General features: G+C 65.3%; 16 protein-coding genes. 8 read left to right on the top strand and 8 right to left on the bottom strand.

The window, feature by feature from the left end:
* Positions 1 to 4: 4 nt before the first annotated feature.
* Both C5F44_RS00850 and lysA read right to left on the bottom strand, forming a co-directional pair.
* The gene (locus tag C5F44_RS00850; RefSeq protein WP_219908649.1) at positions 5 to 1,579 is read right to left on the bottom strand and encodes an ABC transporter substrate-binding protein; all 1,575 of its coding nucleotides are present in this window, start codon (positions 1,577 to 1,579) and stop codon (positions 5 to 7) included.
* 145 nt (positions 1,580 to 1,724) lie between these two features.
* The gene (gene lysA, locus C5F44_RS00845) at positions 1,725 to 3,065 is read right to left on the bottom strand and encodes a diaminopimelate decarboxylase (RefSeq protein WP_107671600.1); all 1,341 of its coding nucleotides are present in this window, start codon (positions 3,063 to 3,065) and stop codon (positions 1,725 to 1,727) included.
* 131 nt (positions 3,066 to 3,196) lie between these two features.
* Between lysA and C5F44_RS00840 the strand changes: the two genes are divergently transcribed.
* Positions 3,197 to 4,117, top strand: coding sequence for a LysR family transcriptional regulator (locus C5F44_RS00840; RefSeq protein ID WP_107671826.1), 921 nt, complete (start codon positions 3,197 to 3,199; stop codon positions 4,115 to 4,117).
* Positions 4,118 to 4,181: 64 nt separating this feature from the next.
* Here C5F44_RS00840 and C5F44_RS00835 read toward each other — a convergent pair whose 3' ends face one another.
* Positions 4,182 to 5,195, bottom strand: coding sequence for an NAD(P)H-quinone oxidoreductase (locus C5F44_RS00835; RefSeq protein WP_107671599.1), 1,014 nt, complete (start codon positions 5,193 to 5,195; stop codon positions 4,182 to 4,184).
* 13 nt (positions 5,196 to 5,208) lie between these two features.
* Entirely contained in the window at positions 5,209 to 5,883 is a 675-nt protein-coding gene (locus C5F44_RS00830) for a COQ9 family protein (RefSeq protein WP_107671598.1), read from the bottom strand.
* Positions 5,884 to 5,992: 109 nt separating this feature from the next.
* On the opposite strand from C5F44_RS00830, the gene rpsU reads away from it, so the two are divergent.
* Complete coding sequence (gene rpsU / locus C5F44_RS00825) at positions 5,993 to 6,199, top strand: 30S ribosomal protein S21 (protein WP_096519594.1); 207 nt, start codon at positions 5,993 to 5,995, stop codon at positions 6,197 to 6,199.
* A gap of 81 nt (positions 6,200 to 6,280) precedes the next feature.
* On the opposite strand, the gene C5F44_RS00820 is transcribed toward rpsU, so the two are convergent.
* Positions 6,281 to 8,071, bottom strand: a complete 1,791-nt coding sequence (locus C5F44_RS00820; RefSeq protein WP_107671597.1) for a monovalent cation:proton antiporter-2 (CPA2) family protein — start codon at positions 8,069 to 8,071, stop codon at positions 6,281 to 6,283.
* Positions 8,072 to 8,160: 89 nt separating this feature from the next.
* Positions 8,161 to 8,625: an Lrp/AsnC family transcriptional regulator gene (locus C5F44_RS00815; protein WP_107671825.1), complete on the bottom strand. Its 465-nt coding sequence runs from the start codon at positions 8,623 to 8,625 to the stop codon at positions 8,161 to 8,163.
* A 143-nt stretch (positions 8,626 to 8,768) separates the two neighbouring features.
* Between C5F44_RS00815 and ald the strand changes: the two genes are divergently transcribed.
* Complete coding sequence (gene ald, locus C5F44_RS00810) at positions 8,769 to 9,887, top strand: alanine dehydrogenase (protein WP_107671596.1); 1,119 nt, start codon at positions 8,769 to 8,771, stop codon at positions 9,885 to 9,887.
* A gap of 78 nt (positions 9,888 to 9,965) precedes the next feature.
* Here ald and mscL read toward each other — a convergent pair whose 3' ends face one another.
* Both mscL and C5F44_RS00800 read right to left on the bottom strand, forming a co-directional pair.
* The gene (gene mscL / locus C5F44_RS00805) at positions 9,966 to 10,337 is read right to left on the bottom strand and encodes a large conductance mechanosensitive channel protein MscL (RefSeq protein ID WP_107671595.1); all 372 of its coding nucleotides are present in this window, start codon (positions 10,335 to 10,337) and stop codon (positions 9,966 to 9,968) included.
* A gap of 134 nt (positions 10,338 to 10,471) precedes the next feature.
* Positions 10,472 to 11,425 (bottom strand): L-threonylcarbamoyladenylate synthase, encoded by a 954-nt coding sequence (locus C5F44_RS00800; protein ID WP_107671594.1) that lies wholly within the window; start codon positions 11,423 to 11,425, stop codon positions 10,472 to 10,474.
* Positions 11,426 to 11,514: 89 nt separating this feature from the next.
* Here C5F44_RS00800 and C5F44_RS00795 point away from each other — a divergent pair, with 89 nt between their 5' ends.
* From C5F44_RS00795 to C5F44_RS00775, 5 genes are all read left to right on the top strand, one after another.
* Complete coding sequence (locus C5F44_RS00795) at positions 11,515 to 13,221, top strand: acyl-CoA dehydrogenase (protein WP_107671593.1); 1,707 nt, start codon at positions 11,515 to 11,517, stop codon at positions 13,219 to 13,221.
* Between the two features lie 76 nt (positions 13,222 to 13,297).
* Positions 13,298 to 14,326, top strand: coding sequence for an MBL fold metallo-hydrolase (locus C5F44_RS00790; RefSeq protein WP_107671592.1), 1,029 nt, complete (start codon positions 13,298 to 13,300; stop codon positions 14,324 to 14,326).
* Complete coding sequence (locus tag C5F44_RS17890; RefSeq protein ID WP_181318135.1) at positions 14,323 to 14,772, top strand: DUF6173 family protein; 450 nt, start codon at positions 14,323 to 14,325, stop codon at positions 14,770 to 14,772. The genes C5F44_RS00790 and C5F44_RS17890 overlap by 4 nt, the downstream gene beginning before the upstream one ends.
* A gap of 37 nt (positions 14,773 to 14,809) precedes the next feature.
* The gene (locus C5F44_RS00780; protein WP_107671591.1) at positions 14,810 to 14,959 is read left to right on the top strand and encodes an aa3-type cytochrome c oxidase subunit IV; all 150 of its coding nucleotides are present in this window, start codon (positions 14,810 to 14,812) and stop codon (positions 14,957 to 14,959) included.
* 113 nt (positions 14,960 to 15,072) lie between these two features.
* On the top strand, positions 15,073 to 15,600 hold the full coding sequence (locus tag C5F44_RS00775) for a hypothetical protein (protein ID WP_235822471.1): 528 nt from the start codon (positions 15,073 to 15,075) through the stop codon (positions 15,598 to 15,600).
* Position 15,601 lies beyond the last annotated feature (1 nt).

Here is a 15,601-nt window from a genome sequence, read left to right as displayed (position 1 = left end):
GGGATTATTCCGCGATTTCCATCTTGTAGTAGTTCATGTCGCTCCAGCCGTTCCACGGAACGACGAAGTTCTTGACGCGCGGCTGCACCACATAGCTGTGGTCCAGGCTGAACATCGGCACCCAGGCCGCATCTTCCTGCACGATCTTCTCGCCCATCTCGCGGTAAAGCGCACAGCGCGCTTCGGCGTCGGACATGCCGCGCGCCTTGTCCAGCGCCTCGAACACCACCGGGTCGTTGTTGTTGAAGGCGCGGACGGCCGTCCCCGACTTCGAGAAGAAGGTGTAGAAGAAGTTGTCGGGGTCGTTGAAGTCGGCCGACCAGCTTTGGGTATAGTTGTCTATCACGCCGGCCTTGCGCTTGTCGAAATAGGCAGCTTCGTCCATCGTGTCGATGCTGACCTTGAAGCCGGCTTCGGCTGCCTGGGCTTGAATGATCTGGTTCATGTCAGACCATTTCGAAGACCAGCTCGACACCTGCGCCAGCTTGATCTCGACACCGTCGGGATAGCCGGCTTCGGCCAGCAGTTCCTTGGCCTTGGCGGGGTTGAACTCGATCGGCGTGGCCGGTTCATAGCAGGTCAGGCCGCGCGGCATGACGCCGTTTTCAAGCACGCCCTTGCCGTAGAAGTTCTTGTCCAGGATTTCCTGACGGTTGATCGCCATCTGGAAGGCCTTGCGCACGCGCACGTCATCGAACGGCTTGTTCGCCTGGTTGATGTGGTAATAGTACATCCCCACGCGCGGGCCGGTGCGGATCAGGTCTTTCCACTGGTCGCTGCCATAGAAATACGGCGTTTGCGACACCGCGTAATCCAGATCGAAGACATCCAGCTCATCGGTTTCGAACAAGAGCCGCAGCGTTTCGGAATCCGACACCACGCGCACAAGGATGCTGTCCAGCTTGGGGCGGCCGCGGAAGTAGGATTCGTTCGCCACCAGCCGCTGGCTGTCATTCAGCTCATAGCTTTCCAGCTTGAACGGGCCGGTGCCGTTGGTGGTTTCCGGGCTGAGGCCGAACTGATCGCCCGCGGCTTCGGTGAAGGCGCGGTTGAAGATCGAGGCCTGCGGGCTGGCCATCAGCGCAAGGAAGGCCGCATAGGGCTGCGACAGGGTGATCTGAACCGTATACTTGTCCAGCGCCTTGAGGCCGGCCACGCTGTCCGCCGTGCCGTCAAGCCGTTCATGCGCGCCGGCCACGAAATCCAGAATGTCGGTGCCAAGCGCCTTGGTGGCCGGGTTCAGCATCCGGTCGAAGGTATAGACCACGTCATCGGCCGTCAGTTCCGCGCCGTCGTGGAACAGCACGCCCTGACGCAGGTGGAAGGTATAGACCAGACCATCGGCCGAAACGTCCCACTTCTCGGCCAGACCCGGCACCAGCGCCGATTGGCCCGGGCTGGTGGTTTCGGCTTCGATCAGCCGGTCGAACACGTTCAGCGGCAGCATATAGGCGTCTGACGTTTTCTGCACGTCAGCGGTCTTGGGATCTTCGGGATAGGAAATCCGCAGCATCTGTTCTGCCAGTGCCGGCGTCATCAGCACAAGGCTTGCAAGACCGGACGCGAGCAGGAGTTTCATTTTGTTCTTCATGGCTTACCTCGTTGTCGGTTACCGGGTTTCCTTTGCAGCGGCCCCCCGGTCAAGGCACGGCTGTCAATGCGACTCGATCTTGGCTCTGGCATCCGGCCCGTCGCATGGCCGCCAGTTTTCCGTGCCCCCCGCCTCAGCCGGCCGAAGGCGCCCCGGTCCAGGGGCCGGGCTGTTCCAGTTGCAGCAGCCTGTCGGTGCCCGTGCGCTGGCGGATCACGCGGAAGCGGTCGCCATCGACCAGCACCTCGGGAACCAGTGCCCTTGAGTTGTAGGTTGAGGACATGCTGGCGCCGTAGGCACCCGCATTGTCGAAGGCCAGAAGATCACCCGACTTCAGCTCTCCAAGATCGGCGTAACTGCCGAAATCGTCCGAGCTTTCGCAGATCGGCCCAACCAGGCGGCAGGGCAGGGGGGCCGCGCCGCGCGGCGCATGGACCGTCAGCACCGGATGGCGCGCGTCGTAAAGCGCGGGGCGCATCAGATCATTCATCGCGGCATCAACCACGGCAAACCCGGCGCCATCCCCTTGCTTGAGATAAAGTACCTCGGTCACCAGTATGCCCGCCCGCGCACTTAGCCAGCGGCCCGGTTCGACATTCACCGCGCAGCCCAGATCGCCTACGGTTTCGGCAATGATCCGGGCGTATTCCGCAAGGTCGGGCCCGGGTTCTGCCCCCGAACCGATGCCAAGTCCGCCGCCCAGATCCAGCCGCGTAACTGTCAGCCCCTCGGCACGAAGCTGCCGCACCAACCCGGCCAGCGCGGCCCAGGCATGGCGGAACGGCGAAAGGTTCTGCACCTGTGAACCGATGTGAACGGCAAGCCCCAGACATTCGACCCAGGGCATTTTGGCCGCGCGCGCATAAAGCGCCGGAACATCGCCGATGGCGATGCCGAACTTGCTGTCCTTGCGGGCGGTGGTGATCTTGGCGTGGGTTCCCGCATCGACATCGGGGTTCACCCGCAGCGCCACCGTCGCGCGGCGGCCCAGCGATTGCGCCACCTCGGCCACCACATCAAGCTCGGCCGCGGATTCGACGTTGATCTGGTGAAGCCCCGCTTCAAGGGCGCGGCCGATTTCATCGCGCGTCTTGCCAACGCCCGAGAAGATGATGCGCGAAGCCGGGGTGCCTGCCGCCAGCGCCCGGTCCATCTCGCCGCCCGAGACGATGTCCATGCCACAGCCAAGCCGCGCGAATTCGGTCAGGACATTGAGGTTGCTGTTCGCCTTGACGGCAAAACAGACCGCAACCCCCAGCGGCCCGACGGCACTGGTCAGCTCGGCATAGCCGCGGCGCAGCTCTGATGCCGAATAGCAGTAGAACGGCGTTCCCACAGACTGGGCAATGTCGGCCAGGCTGACACCTTCCGCGTGCAGAACGCCGTCTTGCCGCGACAGCCAGCGCGGCTGTCCGGGCGTGGACAGGGGCGCAATCGCAGGGGGGGCGGAGGAGAGGGCAAGAGCTTCCGGCATGACATATCGCTGTGTTGTGATGGCTGTGTGACCATTCCAGACGAATTTATGCGGATTAAATATTTGATACGCACATCTTATTCGTTTCTGATATGGATGTGCAGCCGGAGGCCGGTTGCCAAGAGGACCACATGAAGCTCAATCAGCGTCAGATCGACATCTTCAACGCGATCATGGTTCACAAGAGCATGACCGCCGCGGCGGCTGCTTTGGGCACGTCACAGCCAACAATCAGCCGCGAAATCCGTGAGATGGAGCAGCGGATCGGGTTTGAACTGTTCCTGCGCTTCGGCAAGCGCCTGACCCCGACCGATCAGGCGGCCCTGCTGCACGAAGTGGTGCGAAGGTCGTTTGTCGGGATGGATGAAATCAGCCGCGCCGCATCTTCAATCCGCACGCGGAATGCCGCAAATTTCCGCATCGCCAGTATCCCTGCCCATGCGGAATCGATCATTCCGCGCGTGATCCAGCGGTTCCTGAAGGCGCGGCCGGCGATCCATTTCTCGGTTCATTCACATGAAGAGCCTTCGCTGCGCCATGAGATGACGACCCAGGTCTTCGATCTGGGCCTGACCGAGAACAGGTTTGAACGCGAAGGGGCCACGACCGAGACGATCCCCGCAGGGGACATGGTCTGTGTTCTGCCGGTCGGGCATCCATTGGCGCGAAAGGCCGCGCTGGCGCCCGAGGATTTTTCCGGCCAGCCGTTCATCTACTTCGGTCAGAACGACCCCTATCGCCACAAGCTGGACGAGGTGTTCTTCGCGGGCGATGTCGTGCGCAGCTACGCGGCCGAGACCACAACCGCGGCCAGCGTGTGCGCCATGGTGGCGGCGGGGGTGGGCATATCCATCATCAACCCGCTGACAGCAGCCAGCCATACCGGGCGCAACGTGGTGTTCCGCCGGTTGCAGGTTTCCGTGCCTTACCTGCTTGCCGTCTGGCGCCCTGCGCGAAGCGTCCGCACCGTGCAGGCTGACAAGTTCGTTGCAGCCCTGCGCGACGCGGCGGCCGAAATGTCAGCCTCGCTTCGCGTGGCGCTTGAGGTGTAACCGGCAGAACGTGGCGGGATCAGCCAGCCGGCGGCTTCCTGGTGCCGATGCTGGCGGCGCATCGTCAGGGGCCGTGGCTGGTCGCCTGATCCTCGATCTTCAGCACGATCTTGCCCACATGGCCCGGTGTCTCGATCCGCCAGTGCGCCTGCGGGGCCTGGTCCAGCCGGTATTCGCTGTCCATCACCACCTTGAACGCGCCGCGCGCGATCATCGGCCAGACATTCGCCTCGACCTCGGCCGCGATGCGGGCCTTCGACAGGTCGCTTTGCGCGCGCAGCGTTGATCCGGTGACGGTCAGCCGCCTCATCATCACCTCGGCAAAGTTCACCTCGGCCTTGGCCCCTTGCAGGAAGGCGATCTGCACCAGACGCCCCTCATCGGCCAGCGCCTTGATGTTGCGCGGGATATAGGCGCCCCCCACCATGTCAAGAATGACATGGGCCCCGCCTTCGGCCTGCATCAGGCGCGACCAGTCCTGAGTGCGGTAGTTCCAGGCGGCTTCGGCCCCAAGGTCGGTGCAGACCTTGCATTTTTCCTCTGATCCGGCGGTGGCGAAGACCCGCGCGCCAAGTGCCCGGGCAATCTGGATGGCCGTGGTGCCGATGCCGCTGGTGCCACCATGCACCAGAAGCCGGTCGCCGGCCTTCAGCCCGCCGCGCATCACCACGTTCGACCAGACGGTGAAACAGGTTTCCGGCAGGCAGGCCGCTTCGCGCAGGCCCATGCCCGCCGGCACCGGCAGGGCGTGGCTTTCATGGCAGACGGCGTATTCCGCGTATCCGCCGCCCGGCAGCAAGGCGCAGACCTTGTCGCCGATCGACCAGCGGGTGACGCCCGGCCCCAGTTCGACCACGGTCCCCGATCCCTCAAGCCCCGGCAGGGCCGAGGCGCCGGGCGGGGGCGCATAGGCCCCGGCACGTTGCAGCGCATCGGGCCGGTTCACCCCGGCCCAGGCCAGCCGGATCACGATCTGGCCATGGCTGGGCACCGGCACCGGCACCGAGCACGGTTTCAGCACATCCGGCCCACCAGGGGCGACGATTTCCATCGCCAGCATGGAATGCGACAGGTTCATGTCTTGCAGCCTTTCAGTTCGCGCCGGTCCCGGGCAGGTCTTCGGGCATCCTGGGCGCGTGAATCCGGTCCAGAATCCTGAATGGCCCAGCCATCAGTGCCTTGCCCAGCGGATTTTCCCGAAACGCCGCCTTGGCCTTTTCAAAGCGCATCACGCCTTCGATCCGGCGATCAAGGAAATCCCAGGTCGCCTGATGATCGGGGCTGTCATCGCCCAGCCAGAACAGCACGGTCGATCCATAGACCGCCGAAAGGCTGGCCCGTTTGGAATACCAGTTCAGATCGTCCGACGTGTCGCCAAGGGCTGTCCAGATCGCATCCGCCGTTCCCCAGATGGCCCGCGCCCCGTCGGCGGCGTGGTGGGGCAGGGAAAACAGGGTGCTGCCGCGCCGCACCAGCTCCCGGTCGGCCCCTACCAGCCGCAGCCGCACCGCCTGGGCCACCTTGTCGCGGAACCGCAGCGCCGACAGATCGGCCACCGCCAGCGCCTGTATCATCTCGCGGTCGCCGCGCTGGTGGTAGGCCAGCGCCAGATCGACCCCACCGCGCGGATAAAGCGCGCGGGCCAGCGCCAGCGGCACCCCCGAATCGCTCGCCGCTGCCCGCAGCGTGGCGTCAGACCAGCCGTCAAAGGGCACATGCACCAGCGCCGCGTCCAGAATCCGCTCTTTCCGCTCGTCTTCGCCCATCGTTCCCTCCGTTGCTGCCGCAAAGGTAGACACACCCGCCCCCCTTTGCTATAGGGCGCCGGCCTGCACATCTTGTGCAACTCTAACTTAGGAAGGTGGTGACAACCACATGCAGGTCAGCGTCCGCGACAACAACGTCGAACAGGCCCTTCGGGCCCTGAAGAAGAAGCTGCAGCGCGAAGGCGTGTTCCGCGAAATGAAGCTCAAGCAACATTTCGAGAAACCGTCGGTCAAGAAAGCGCGCGAACAGGCCGAGGCAATCCGCCGGGCCCGTAAACTCGCCCGCAAGAAAGCCCAGCGCGAAGGCGGTCTCTAAGACGTCAGCGACACTGGGGCCGGCAACGGTCCGAAAAGGTCAGCCCCCGTCCGTGAGGCCGGGGGTTTTCCATTTCCGGGGTCAGTGCCCGGTTGCCGGCATGTCCCGGTTGCCAAGCAGAAGGTCGCGCCCGGCATAGATGCCGTCCACCGATTGCAGCGCCAGCCGGTCTCGGTCGCGCGCGCGGGCATCGGCGATCAGCTCGTCCGCCTCCTCCTCGGTGGCGCCCAGCCGCAGCACCGCTTCGCGGCCCATGGCAACGGCGCTCTCATAGGTTTCGCGGATCTGGTAGTCGGCCCCCTTGGCGATCAGCTCGATCGCATGGCCCCGGTCAAAGGCGCGGGCCAGCACCGGCACCAGCGGGAATTCATGCTTCAGCATCTCGACGATCCGCGTCGTCGTCTCGGCCTTGTCGGTGGCCACCACCACCAGATCGGCGCTTCCGGCCCCTGCGGCATGTAGAATGTCCAGCCGCGCCCCGTCACCATACCAGACCTTGAACCCGAACGAGGCCGCCGCCTGGATCATCTCGGTATCATTGTCGATGGCCGAGATGCTGTGCCCCCGCGCCAGCAGCGGCTGGCCGACGATCTGCCCCACGCGGCCAAAGCCGATCAGCAGCACGTTGCCACGCAGGCCGCCAGCGCCCGTGACATCCTCGACCCCGTCCATGTTCACGCCGGACTTCGGTCGCAGCCGGTCATGCAGGATGACCATCAGCGGTGTCAGCACCATCGACAGAATGATGATCGCGGCCAGATTGGCGTTCCATTCGGGTTCCAGAATCCCGAACTGCGTGGCGGCAGCATACAGCACGAAGGCGAATTCGCCCCCCTGCGCCATCAGCACCGCACGTTCCAGCGATTCGGCCCGCTCCGCCTTGAACAGCCGCGCCACGCCATAGATCACCAGCATCTTCAGGATGATGAAGGCGGGCACGGAAATCGCGATCACCACCCAGTTGGCGGCAATGACATTCAGGTCCAGCGCCATGCCGACGCCCAGGAAGAACAGGCCCAGCAGCAGCCCCCGGAAGGGTTCGACATCGGCCTCAAGCTGGTGGCGGAAGCTGGATTCCGACAGCAGCACGCCGGCAAGAAACGCCCCCATCGCCATCGACAACCCGCCCGCCTGCATCAGCACGGCGGCCCCCAGCACCACCAGCAGGGCGGCGGCCGTCATCACCTCGCGCGCGCCGAACCGCGCCAGAAGGCGGAACATCGGGTTCAGAAGATAGCGCCCGGCCAGCACCAGCACGACAATCGCCGCCAGCCCGATCGCCACGCCTTGCAGACGGTCCGCCAGCGTGGCCTCTTGCCCACCCGGCGCCAGAAAGGCCACCAGCGCCAGCAGGGGAACGATGGCCAGATCCTCAAGCAGCAGGATCGCCACGATCCGTCGCCCCTTGGGCAGGCCCATCTGCCCGCGCTCTTCCAGCATCTGCATCACGATGGCGGTCGATGTCAGAACAAAGCCGGTGCCGGCCACGAAACTGGCCTCGGGCGGATAGCCCAGAAGGATGCCTACCCAGACCAAGGCAAACATCGCCAGCGCCACCTGCGCCAGCCCGATGCCGAAGATCTCGCCCCGCATGGCCCACAGGCGGCTGGGCTGCATTTCCAGCCCGATGATGAACAGGAACAGCACCACGCCCAGTTCGGCCACATGGATGATGGCCTGCGGGTCATCAAAGAACCCAAGGCCGAACGGCCCGATGGCAAGGCCGGCGGCCAGATAGCCCAGAACCGACCCAAGGCCGATGCGGCGGAAGACCGGCACCGCGATCACGGCCGCGGCAAGCAGCACCACGATCGGCAGCAGGTCAAACCCATGGTGGGCGGATTCTGCTGCGTGGGAAACCGGGTCTGCCATTCTGTGTCACCTGTCTTGAAACGCTTACCTGCACACCGCAGCGGGATCGCATCCTGACGGGCGTTTCCTGCAAGAGCAAGCGTCGGCTGCTACACGGGCAGCGCCGTTGTCTTCAGCACCTCGCGCAGCGCGAAGCTGGATTGCATCTGCCGCACGCCCGGCAACCGGCTTAGCCGCTGGCGGTGGATGCGGGCGAAATCCTCGGTGTCCTCGGCCACGATCTTCAGCAGATAGTCCGCCGTTCCTGCCATCAGGTGACATTCCAGAATGTCGGGCACCCGCGCCACTTCGCGTTCAAAGGCGTCAAGCAGATCCTCGGCCTGGCTTTCCAGCGTGATTTCCACGAAAACCGTGGTCGGCTTGCCCAGCCGCCGCGCATCCAGCAGCGCGACATAGGCGGCGATGAAGCCTTCCTCCTCCAGCCGCTGCACCCGGCGGTGGCAGGCCGAGGGCGACAGGTTCACCCGTTCGCTCAGTTCCGCGTTGGTGATGCGGCCTTCCTTCTGCAATGCAGCAAGAATACGGCGGTCGGTTGCGTCCAGTTCGTCTGACACGAAGAAATCTCCTGCGGCCACGGTATTCTGCCGAAGAATCTACCGGAAAGCCGTGCCCGGGCCAACCAGATTTCAAAGCATCGCCGCCCGATATGCCCGACGCTGGCCTTACAAGGCCGCAACGGGCCGACAGGGAGAGAGCCATGAAAATCGGATGCCCGAAAGAGATCAAGCCGCAGGAGTTCCGTGTGGGCATGACGCCCGACGCCGCGCGTGAGGCGGTTGCCGCTGGCCATGAGGTGCTGATCGAGACGAAGGCCGGTCTTGGGGCCGGCTTTACCGATGATGATTATCGCGCGGCCGGGGCGGCCATCGTCGATACGGCGGAAGAGATTTTCGCCCGGGCCGACATGATCGTGAAGGTCAAGGAACCGCAGCCGGTAGAGCGCAAGCGCCTGCGTCCGGGGCAGATCCTGTTCACCTATCTGCATCTCGCGCCCGACCCGGAACAGACCGCCGATCTGCTGGCCTCGGGGGCGACCTGCATCGCCTATGAAACCGTGACCGATGCCCGGGGTGGCTTGCCGCTGCTGGCGCCGATGTCCGAAGTGGCCGGCCGTCTGGCGCCGCAGGTCGGCGCATGGTCGCTGCAAAAGGCCAATGGCGGACGCGGTGTTCTGCTGGGCGGCGTGCCCGGCGTTGCCCCGGCAAATGTCGTGATCGTTGGCGGCGGCGTCGTTGGCACCGCGGCGGCCCGGGTGGCCGTGGGCATGGGCGCGCGTGTCACCGTGCTGGATCGCTCGGTTCCGCGCCTGTCCTATCTGGATGACATCTTCCACGGCAAGCTGGTCACCCAGTATTCCAGCGCTGCCGCGCTGGCCGAACTGGCCCGCACGGCCGATATGGTGATCGGTGCCGTCCTGATTCCGGGTGCCGCCGCACCCAAGCTGATTTCGCGCGCCCAGCTCAGGGACATGAAGCCCGGCGCCGTGCTGGTGGATGTGGCCATCGACCAGGGGGGCTGTTTTGAGACCAGCCGCGCCACCACGCACCAGGACCCGATCTACGAAGTGGACGGCGTGCTGCATTACTGCGTTGCCAACATGCCCGGTGCCGTTGCCCGCACCTCGACCCAGGCGCTGGGCAACGCGACCATGCCCTTCATGCTGGCCCTTGCGAACAAGGGCTGGAAAAAGGCCTGTGCCGATGACCGTCACCTTCTGGCCGGTCTGAATGTCCACGCGGGCAAGCTGACCTATGAAGCCGTCGGCGTTGCACTGGGGCTGCCCAGCATTTCGGCCGAAGAGGCGCTGAAAATCTGAACCCGCCCCTGTTGAACGGCAAACGGCCCACGAGATTATTCTCGCGGGCCGTTCTGTTGGGAAGGATGGTTGGTCCGCTTACTTCTTCTTCAGCTCGGCCAGAATCTGCGCCAGAAGTTCGGCCTCCGAAGGACCAGCCGGCGCTGCGGCGGGGGCCTCTTTCTTCGGCATCAGCTTGTTGATGAACTTCACCAGCAGGAACACCACCCAGGCCACGATCAGGAATTTGATCACGGCGTTGACGAAGCTGCCTATGGCGAATTTCGCTTCGCCGATCGAGAAGCCCCAGGATGAGAAATCAATCCCGCCGACGATCATGCCGATCAGCGGATTGACCAGATCGTCCACCAGAGAGGTGACGATGGCGGTGAAGGCCGCCCCGATAATGATCCCGACCGCAAGGTCAAGGACGTTGCCCTTTGAAATGAAGGCTTTGAATTCGTTCAGCATTCCACGGTTCCCTTGTTCTGCCCGCTGTTGTTGCCGACCGGCCCGCTGTTCTGCGGTGTCCGGGGTAGGCAAACTATGCCCAAGGCCGTTTGGTTTCGCACGGGGAAAATCGTGTCGCGATGTTCCGAAGGATGTCAGGGGCGGGGGGCAGCCGCGCGGCGCAGCCGGTCATTGATCGCGCGGCCAAGGCCGGTTTCCGGCACCGGGGCAAAGGCGATGCGCCCGCCCGGGCCGGCCAGCGCATCCGCCTCGCGCAGCAGGTGGAACAGGGCGGCCGCGGCTTCCACCAGATCGCCCGCCGCGCTGAGTGTTAGATCGCCCCGTACCGGGCCGAAGCCAACCAGAATCTCGCCCGTTTCCGCGGCATGGGCGTTCAGCCGCACCACCGCCGCAGGGGCGTAATGGCTGGCCAGTTGCCCCGGTGCGTTCGGCTTGGCGGCGCTGCCACCGCTGGCGATCTGCTGCCCCAGCGCGGCCTCCAGCGCCTCAAGCGGCAGGCCGCCGGGCCGCAGCAGACGCGGGCTGTCGCCGTCCAGCCCCAGGATGGTGCTTTCCACCCCCACCGCGCAGGCCCCGCCATCCAGCACCGCCGCGATCTGGCCCGCCAGCCCGGCCAGCACATGTGCCGCCCGTGTGGGCGACACCCGCCCCGAAGGGTTGGCCGAAGGTGCTGCCAGCGGGCCGCCAAACGCCTCAAGCAAAGCCCGCGCCACCGGATGCGCCGGCACCCGAACTGCTACCGTGGGCAGGTCAGCCGTGACCAGTGGAGACAATCCCGCCCCGCTGCGCTGCGGCAGGACCAGTGTCAAAGGGCCCGGCCAGAACGCCGTGGCCACGGCGCGCGCCCGGGCATCGAATACCGCCACCCGTTCGGCTGCGGCCAGCGATGGCACATGCACGATCAGCGGGTTGAACCGGGGCCGACCCTTCGCCGCGAAGATTCTCGCCACGGTTTCATCCTGCCGCGCATCGCCGCCCAGACCATAGACCGTCTCGGTCGGGAACGCGACCAGCCGCCCGGACCGCAGCAGGTTCGCGGCCTGCAAGATGCCCGCGTCGGTTGCGGCAAGGGTCTTGGTCTCTTCCATCTGACGCAGCGTCCGGGTTGCAGGGGGTGCCGCATGGGCTAGCTTGGCGCATAAGCGACGCGTCCGCGTCAGACAAGCCGGAGTTTTCGATGTCCCCTCGCGCCCCCGCCGCCGATCAACGCTTCATCCTCGATCACGTCGTGGGCTTTGCCGAAGTCGCCGCGACCGACCGTTTCGCCGAAGCAACGCCCGACACCGTGACCGCCATCCTGACCGAGGCCGCGCGGATGTGCGACGATGTTGTCGCGCCACTGAACCGCGACGGCGACAAGCACCCGGCCCGGCTGGAAAACGGCATCGTCCGCTCCTCGTCCGGCTATGATCGCGGCTATCGCGCCATCTCCGAAGGCGGCTGGATCGGTGTATCGGCGGCCCCCGAATGGGGCGGCATGGGCCTGCCGCATACGCTGGCCACTTGCGTGAACGAAATGCTGTCGGGGGCCTGCCTGTCGCTGCAGCTCAAGCCGCTACTGACCCAGGGCCAGATCGAGGCGCTGGAGCACCATGCCGATGATGCGATCAAGGCGCTGTATCTGCCCAAGCTGATTTCCGGCGAATGGTCCGGCACCATGAACCTGACCGAACCGCAGGCCGGCAGCGACGTGGGCGCGCTGAAGTCGAAGGCCGAACCGAACGGCGATGGCAGCTATGCCGTGACCGGGCAAAAGATCTTCATCACCTGGGGCGACAGTGATCTGGTGTCAAACGTCTGCCATCTGGTCCTGGCCCGCCTGCCTGATGGTGCCCCCGGCACCCGTGGCATCAGCCTGTTCATGGTGCCGAAATACCTGCCCGACGCTGCCGGCAATCCCGGCGTGGCCAACAGCCTTCGCGTTGTCAGCCTGGAACACAAGCTGGGCATCCACGGCAGCCCGACCTGCGTGATGCAGTTCGACGGCGCCACCGGCTGGTTGGTTGGCGCGCCGCACAAGGGCATGGCGGCCATGTTCACTATGATGAACAACGCCCGCCTTGGCGTCGGGATGCAGGGCGTTGGCGTGGCCGAGGCTGCGCTGCAAAAGGCCGCCACCTTCGCGGTGGATCGCGTGCAGGGCCCGACCGGCACCGCCGAGGCCGGGATCATCGGCCATGCCGATGTGCGCCGCATGCTGGCCGAGGCACGCGCCCAGGTCTTTGCCGCCCGCGCCATCGGTCTGGCCTGCGCCAAGGCCATCGACATGGCCACCGCCACCGCTGACCCGAAATGGCAGGCCCGCGCCGCGCTGCTGACCCCCATCGCCAAAGCTTTCGGCACCGACACCGGGATCGAGGTCGCCGATACCGGCGTGCAGATCCACGGCGGCATGGGCTTCATCGAAGAGACCGGGGCCGCCCAATACCTGCGCGATGCCCGGATCACCGCCATCTACGAAGGCACGAACGGCATCCAGGCGATGGATCTGGTCGGCCGCAAGCTGGCCGACAACGGCGACGCCGCCTTCCGCCTGATCGGTGAGGTCGAGGCCAATGCCAAGGCCGCCCGCGCCGCCTTGCCCGATCTGGCGGGTGAGGTCTGGCAAGCCGCCGAAACGCTGCGCGAAGCGACCGAGGCCCTTCTGGCCATGGCGCCGCAGGACCGCTTTGCCGGCGCCGTGCCCTATCTGCGCGCCTTCGCGCTGGTGCTGGGGGCAGATGCGCATCTCAAGGCCGCCGGTGCCGACCCTGCCCGCACACCGTTGGCCGCCGTGATGATCCGCCGCCTGCTGCCGGCCCATGCCGGGCTGATTGACCGGGCCCTGACCGGCGCCGCCGATCTTTATGCCCTCAGCCCCGCCGACCTGGGCGCCCCGGCCTGACGGCGGACCTGCCGCACGGCCACCAAAGCGGTGGCCGCCCTTGCACCTGCCCGCCGCCTGTCGCACGACTGGCGGCATGGCCAATGCGATTTACCATCCCTTTCCCGATCCGCCTGCCGAAGGCACCGCGACCGAGGTTGCATCCGGCATCCTGTGGATGCGTCTGCCGCTGCCGATGGCGCTGGACCATGTGAATGTCTTTGCGCTGGACGATGGCGATGGCTGGACCATTGTCGATACCGGCCTTCACAGCCGCCGCACGGTGGCGCTGTGGGAAACGCTGCTTGCCGGGCCGCTGGCCGGCCGCCCCGTGCGGCGGCTGATCGTCACCCACCACCACCCCGATCATGTTGGTCTGGCGGGTTGGTTTCAGGCCCGCGGGGCAGAGCTGATGACGACCCGCACCGCTTGGCTTTACGCCCGGATGCTGACGCTGGACGAACAGCCCCTGCCCACGCCGCAGGCGCTGACCTTCCTGCGCCGCGCCGGCCTGTCGCAGGCCGATCTGGACCGTCGCGCCGTGGAACGGCCGTTCAACTTTGCCGATGTCGTGCATCCGATGCCGGTGGGGTTCACCCGCCTGACCGAAGGCCAGACCCTGCGCCTGGCCGGGCGAACCTGGACCGTCCGCCTTGGCAGCGGTCACGCGCCGGATCACGCCACCCTCTGGACCGAGGGCCTTGTGCTGGGGGGTGATCAGCTTCTGCCGGGAATCTCGGCCAATATCGGGGTTTACCCCTCTGAACCCGATGATGACCCGCTGGCCGACTGGCTGGAAAGCTGTGGCCGGCTGGCGGCCCATGCCCGGGATGACCAGCTTGTCCTGCCGGGCCACAAGCTGCCCTTCACCGGGTTGCCGTTCCGTCTGGTGCAGATGGCCGAGAATCACCAGTCCGCGTTGACCCGGCTGCTGGACCATCTGGCGGTTCCGCGCAGCGCCGTTGAGTGTTTTCCGCCGTTGTTCCGCCGCGACATCGGGCCGGCAGAGCTGAGCCTTGCCCTGGCCGAGGCGGTGGCGCATATCAACCATCTCTTGCGCCGCGGCATGATTTCCCGTTCGCTGACGGAAACGGGGGCCTGGACATGGCAGAAGACGCAGGAATGACCGCGCGGAAGGCGCCGGCGAAAGCCCGGTCAAGGGCCGCGGCCAAGGAGAAAAGCCCCGCCGAATGGGCCTACGACCGGCTGGTGCTGTATATCCGCAACTTCGAAAGCCAGCTTGATGCCACGCAGGAAATTGCCATGGGCTTCGCCGGAAGCGAAGCCGGCGTGCTGCAGATCGAGGGGCTGGGCTATTACGACCCTGATCTCGTCACCTTCTATGGCCGTGATGAAGACGGGCTGAAAACCCAGCTTGTGCAGCATGTCAGCCAGTTGTCGGTGATCCTGCGCGCCGTGCCCAAGCTGGCCCCGGAAGAACCGCCGCGGCGCATCGGGTTTCATCTGCCGGCGGGCTGGGCGGGGGGCGAATCCGGCGATGGATCGGCACAGGGTACGGATCATGCACTACGCCCCGCCGCGCCGCGTGACAGGGCCAGAGGATTAGGCTAACTAAGCCACATGTGACACCGAAAGGGACTCTGCAACGATGGCCGACAATACCCATAGCGAATACGTCCACGGCTCGATGGACATCCGCGCCCAGGAAAAGACCTTCGCCGGATTTATCCGCATGTCGACTTTCGTGGCGACCGCGGCCATCCTGATCCTGATCTTCATGGGCCTCGTCAACTCCTGACCCTGTGCCACCCTGACCGGAAATTCCAAATGCTGCGCCTGTTGATTTCCCTTGCCGCTGCCTTGTTTCTTGCGGCTTGCGGTGCCGATCGGACCTATGATTCGCAAGAAAGGGTGGATTCGGCGCGCTATGTTGCCGGTCCTCCGGCCACGATCACGCTGTTCACCGGGATCAACACCCAGAACGGCACAGGCGCCCATTCCGCCCTAATGGTCAACGGTTCGCAGCGGGTGCTGTTCGATCCGGCCGGCACCTGGCAGCACGCTTCGGTGCCGGTTCGCAATGACGTGCATTACGGCATCACGGACCGGATGCTGCTGTTCTTCCTCGACTATCACACGCGGGATCATTTCGATGTGGTCGAGCAGACGATTGTCGTATCCCCCGAAGTCGCGGAACTGGTCCTGAACAAGATTCAGGCCTATGGGGCCGTGCCAAAGGCCGGCTGCGCCAATTCGATCTCCAGCATCCTGCGCACGGTTCCGGGCTTTGAATCCATCAAGTCGACCTGGTTCCCCAAGGCGCTGCGTCGCGAATTCGCCACCATCCCGGGCGTGACCGAACGCTATCTTCGGGATGCCGACGTGCCGAATACCCACGGCGTCATCATGGTGGACAAGGACGGCAACCGGGTGAACTGAC

Source organism: Fuscovulum blasticum DSM 2131 (genome assembly GCF_003034965.1).
In the GTDB taxonomy this organism is placed as follows: domain Bacteria; phylum Pseudomonadota; class Alphaproteobacteria; order Rhodobacterales; family Rhodobacteraceae; genus Pseudogemmobacter; species Pseudogemmobacter blasticus.
The sequence above is the reverse complement of the archived record's forward strand: the minus strand, read 5'-3'. Positions and strand labels throughout refer to the sequence as shown.

What these genes read in the sequence shown, in the direction of transcription:
- C5F44_RS00850 (WP_219908649.1), bottom strand. Translation starts at nt 1,579, where the DNA reads ATGAAACTCCTGCTCGCGTCCGGTCTTGCAAGCCTTGTGCTGATGACG.
- lysA (WP_107671600.1), bottom strand. Translation starts at nt 3,065, where the DNA reads ATGCCGGAAGCTCTTGCCCTCTCCTCCGCCCCCCCTGCGATTGCGCCC.
- C5F44_RS00840 (WP_107671826.1), top strand. Translation starts at nt 3,197, where the DNA reads ATGAAGCTCAATCAGCGTCAGATCGACATCTTCAACGCGATCATGGTT.
- C5F44_RS00835 (WP_107671599.1), bottom strand. Translation starts at nt 5,195, where the DNA reads ATGAACCTGTCGCATTCCATGCTGGCGATGGAAATCGTCGCCCCTGGT.
- C5F44_RS00830 (WP_107671598.1), bottom strand. Translation starts at nt 5,883, where the DNA reads ATGGGCGAAGACGAGCGGAAAGAGCGGATTCTGGACGCGGCGCTGGTG.
- rpsU (WP_096519594.1), top strand. Translation starts at nt 5,993, where the DNA reads ATGCAGGTCAGCGTCCGCGACAACAACGTCGAACAGGCCCTTCGGGCC.
- C5F44_RS00820 (WP_107671597.1), bottom strand. Translation starts at nt 8,071, where the DNA reads ATGGCAGACCCGGTTTCCCACGCAGCAGAATCCGCCCACCATGGGTTT.
- ald (WP_107671596.1), top strand. Translation starts at nt 8,769, where the DNA reads ATGAAAATCGGATGCCCGAAAGAGATCAAGCCGCAGGAGTTCCGTGTG.
- mscL (WP_107671595.1), bottom strand. Translation starts at nt 10,337, where the DNA reads ATGCTGAACGAATTCAAAGCCTTCATTTCAAAGGGCAACGTCCTTGAC.
- C5F44_RS00800 (WP_107671594.1), bottom strand. Translation starts at nt 11,425, where the DNA reads ATGGAAGAGACCAAGACCCTTGCCGCAACCGACGCGGGCATCTTGCAG.
- C5F44_RS00795 (WP_107671593.1), top strand. Translation starts at nt 11,515, where the DNA reads ATGTCCCCTCGCGCCCCCGCCGCCGATCAACGCTTCATCCTCGATCAC.
- C5F44_RS00790 (WP_107671592.1), top strand. Translation starts at nt 13,298, where the DNA reads ATGGCCAATGCGATTTACCATCCCTTTCCCGATCCGCCTGCCGAAGGC.
- C5F44_RS17890 (WP_181318135.1), top strand. Translation starts at nt 14,323, where the DNA reads ATGACCGCGCGGAAGGCGCCGGCGAAAGCCCGGTCAAGGGCCGCGGCC.
- C5F44_RS00780 (WP_107671591.1), top strand. Translation starts at nt 14,810, where the DNA reads ATGGCCGACAATACCCATAGCGAATACGTCCACGGCTCGATGGACATC.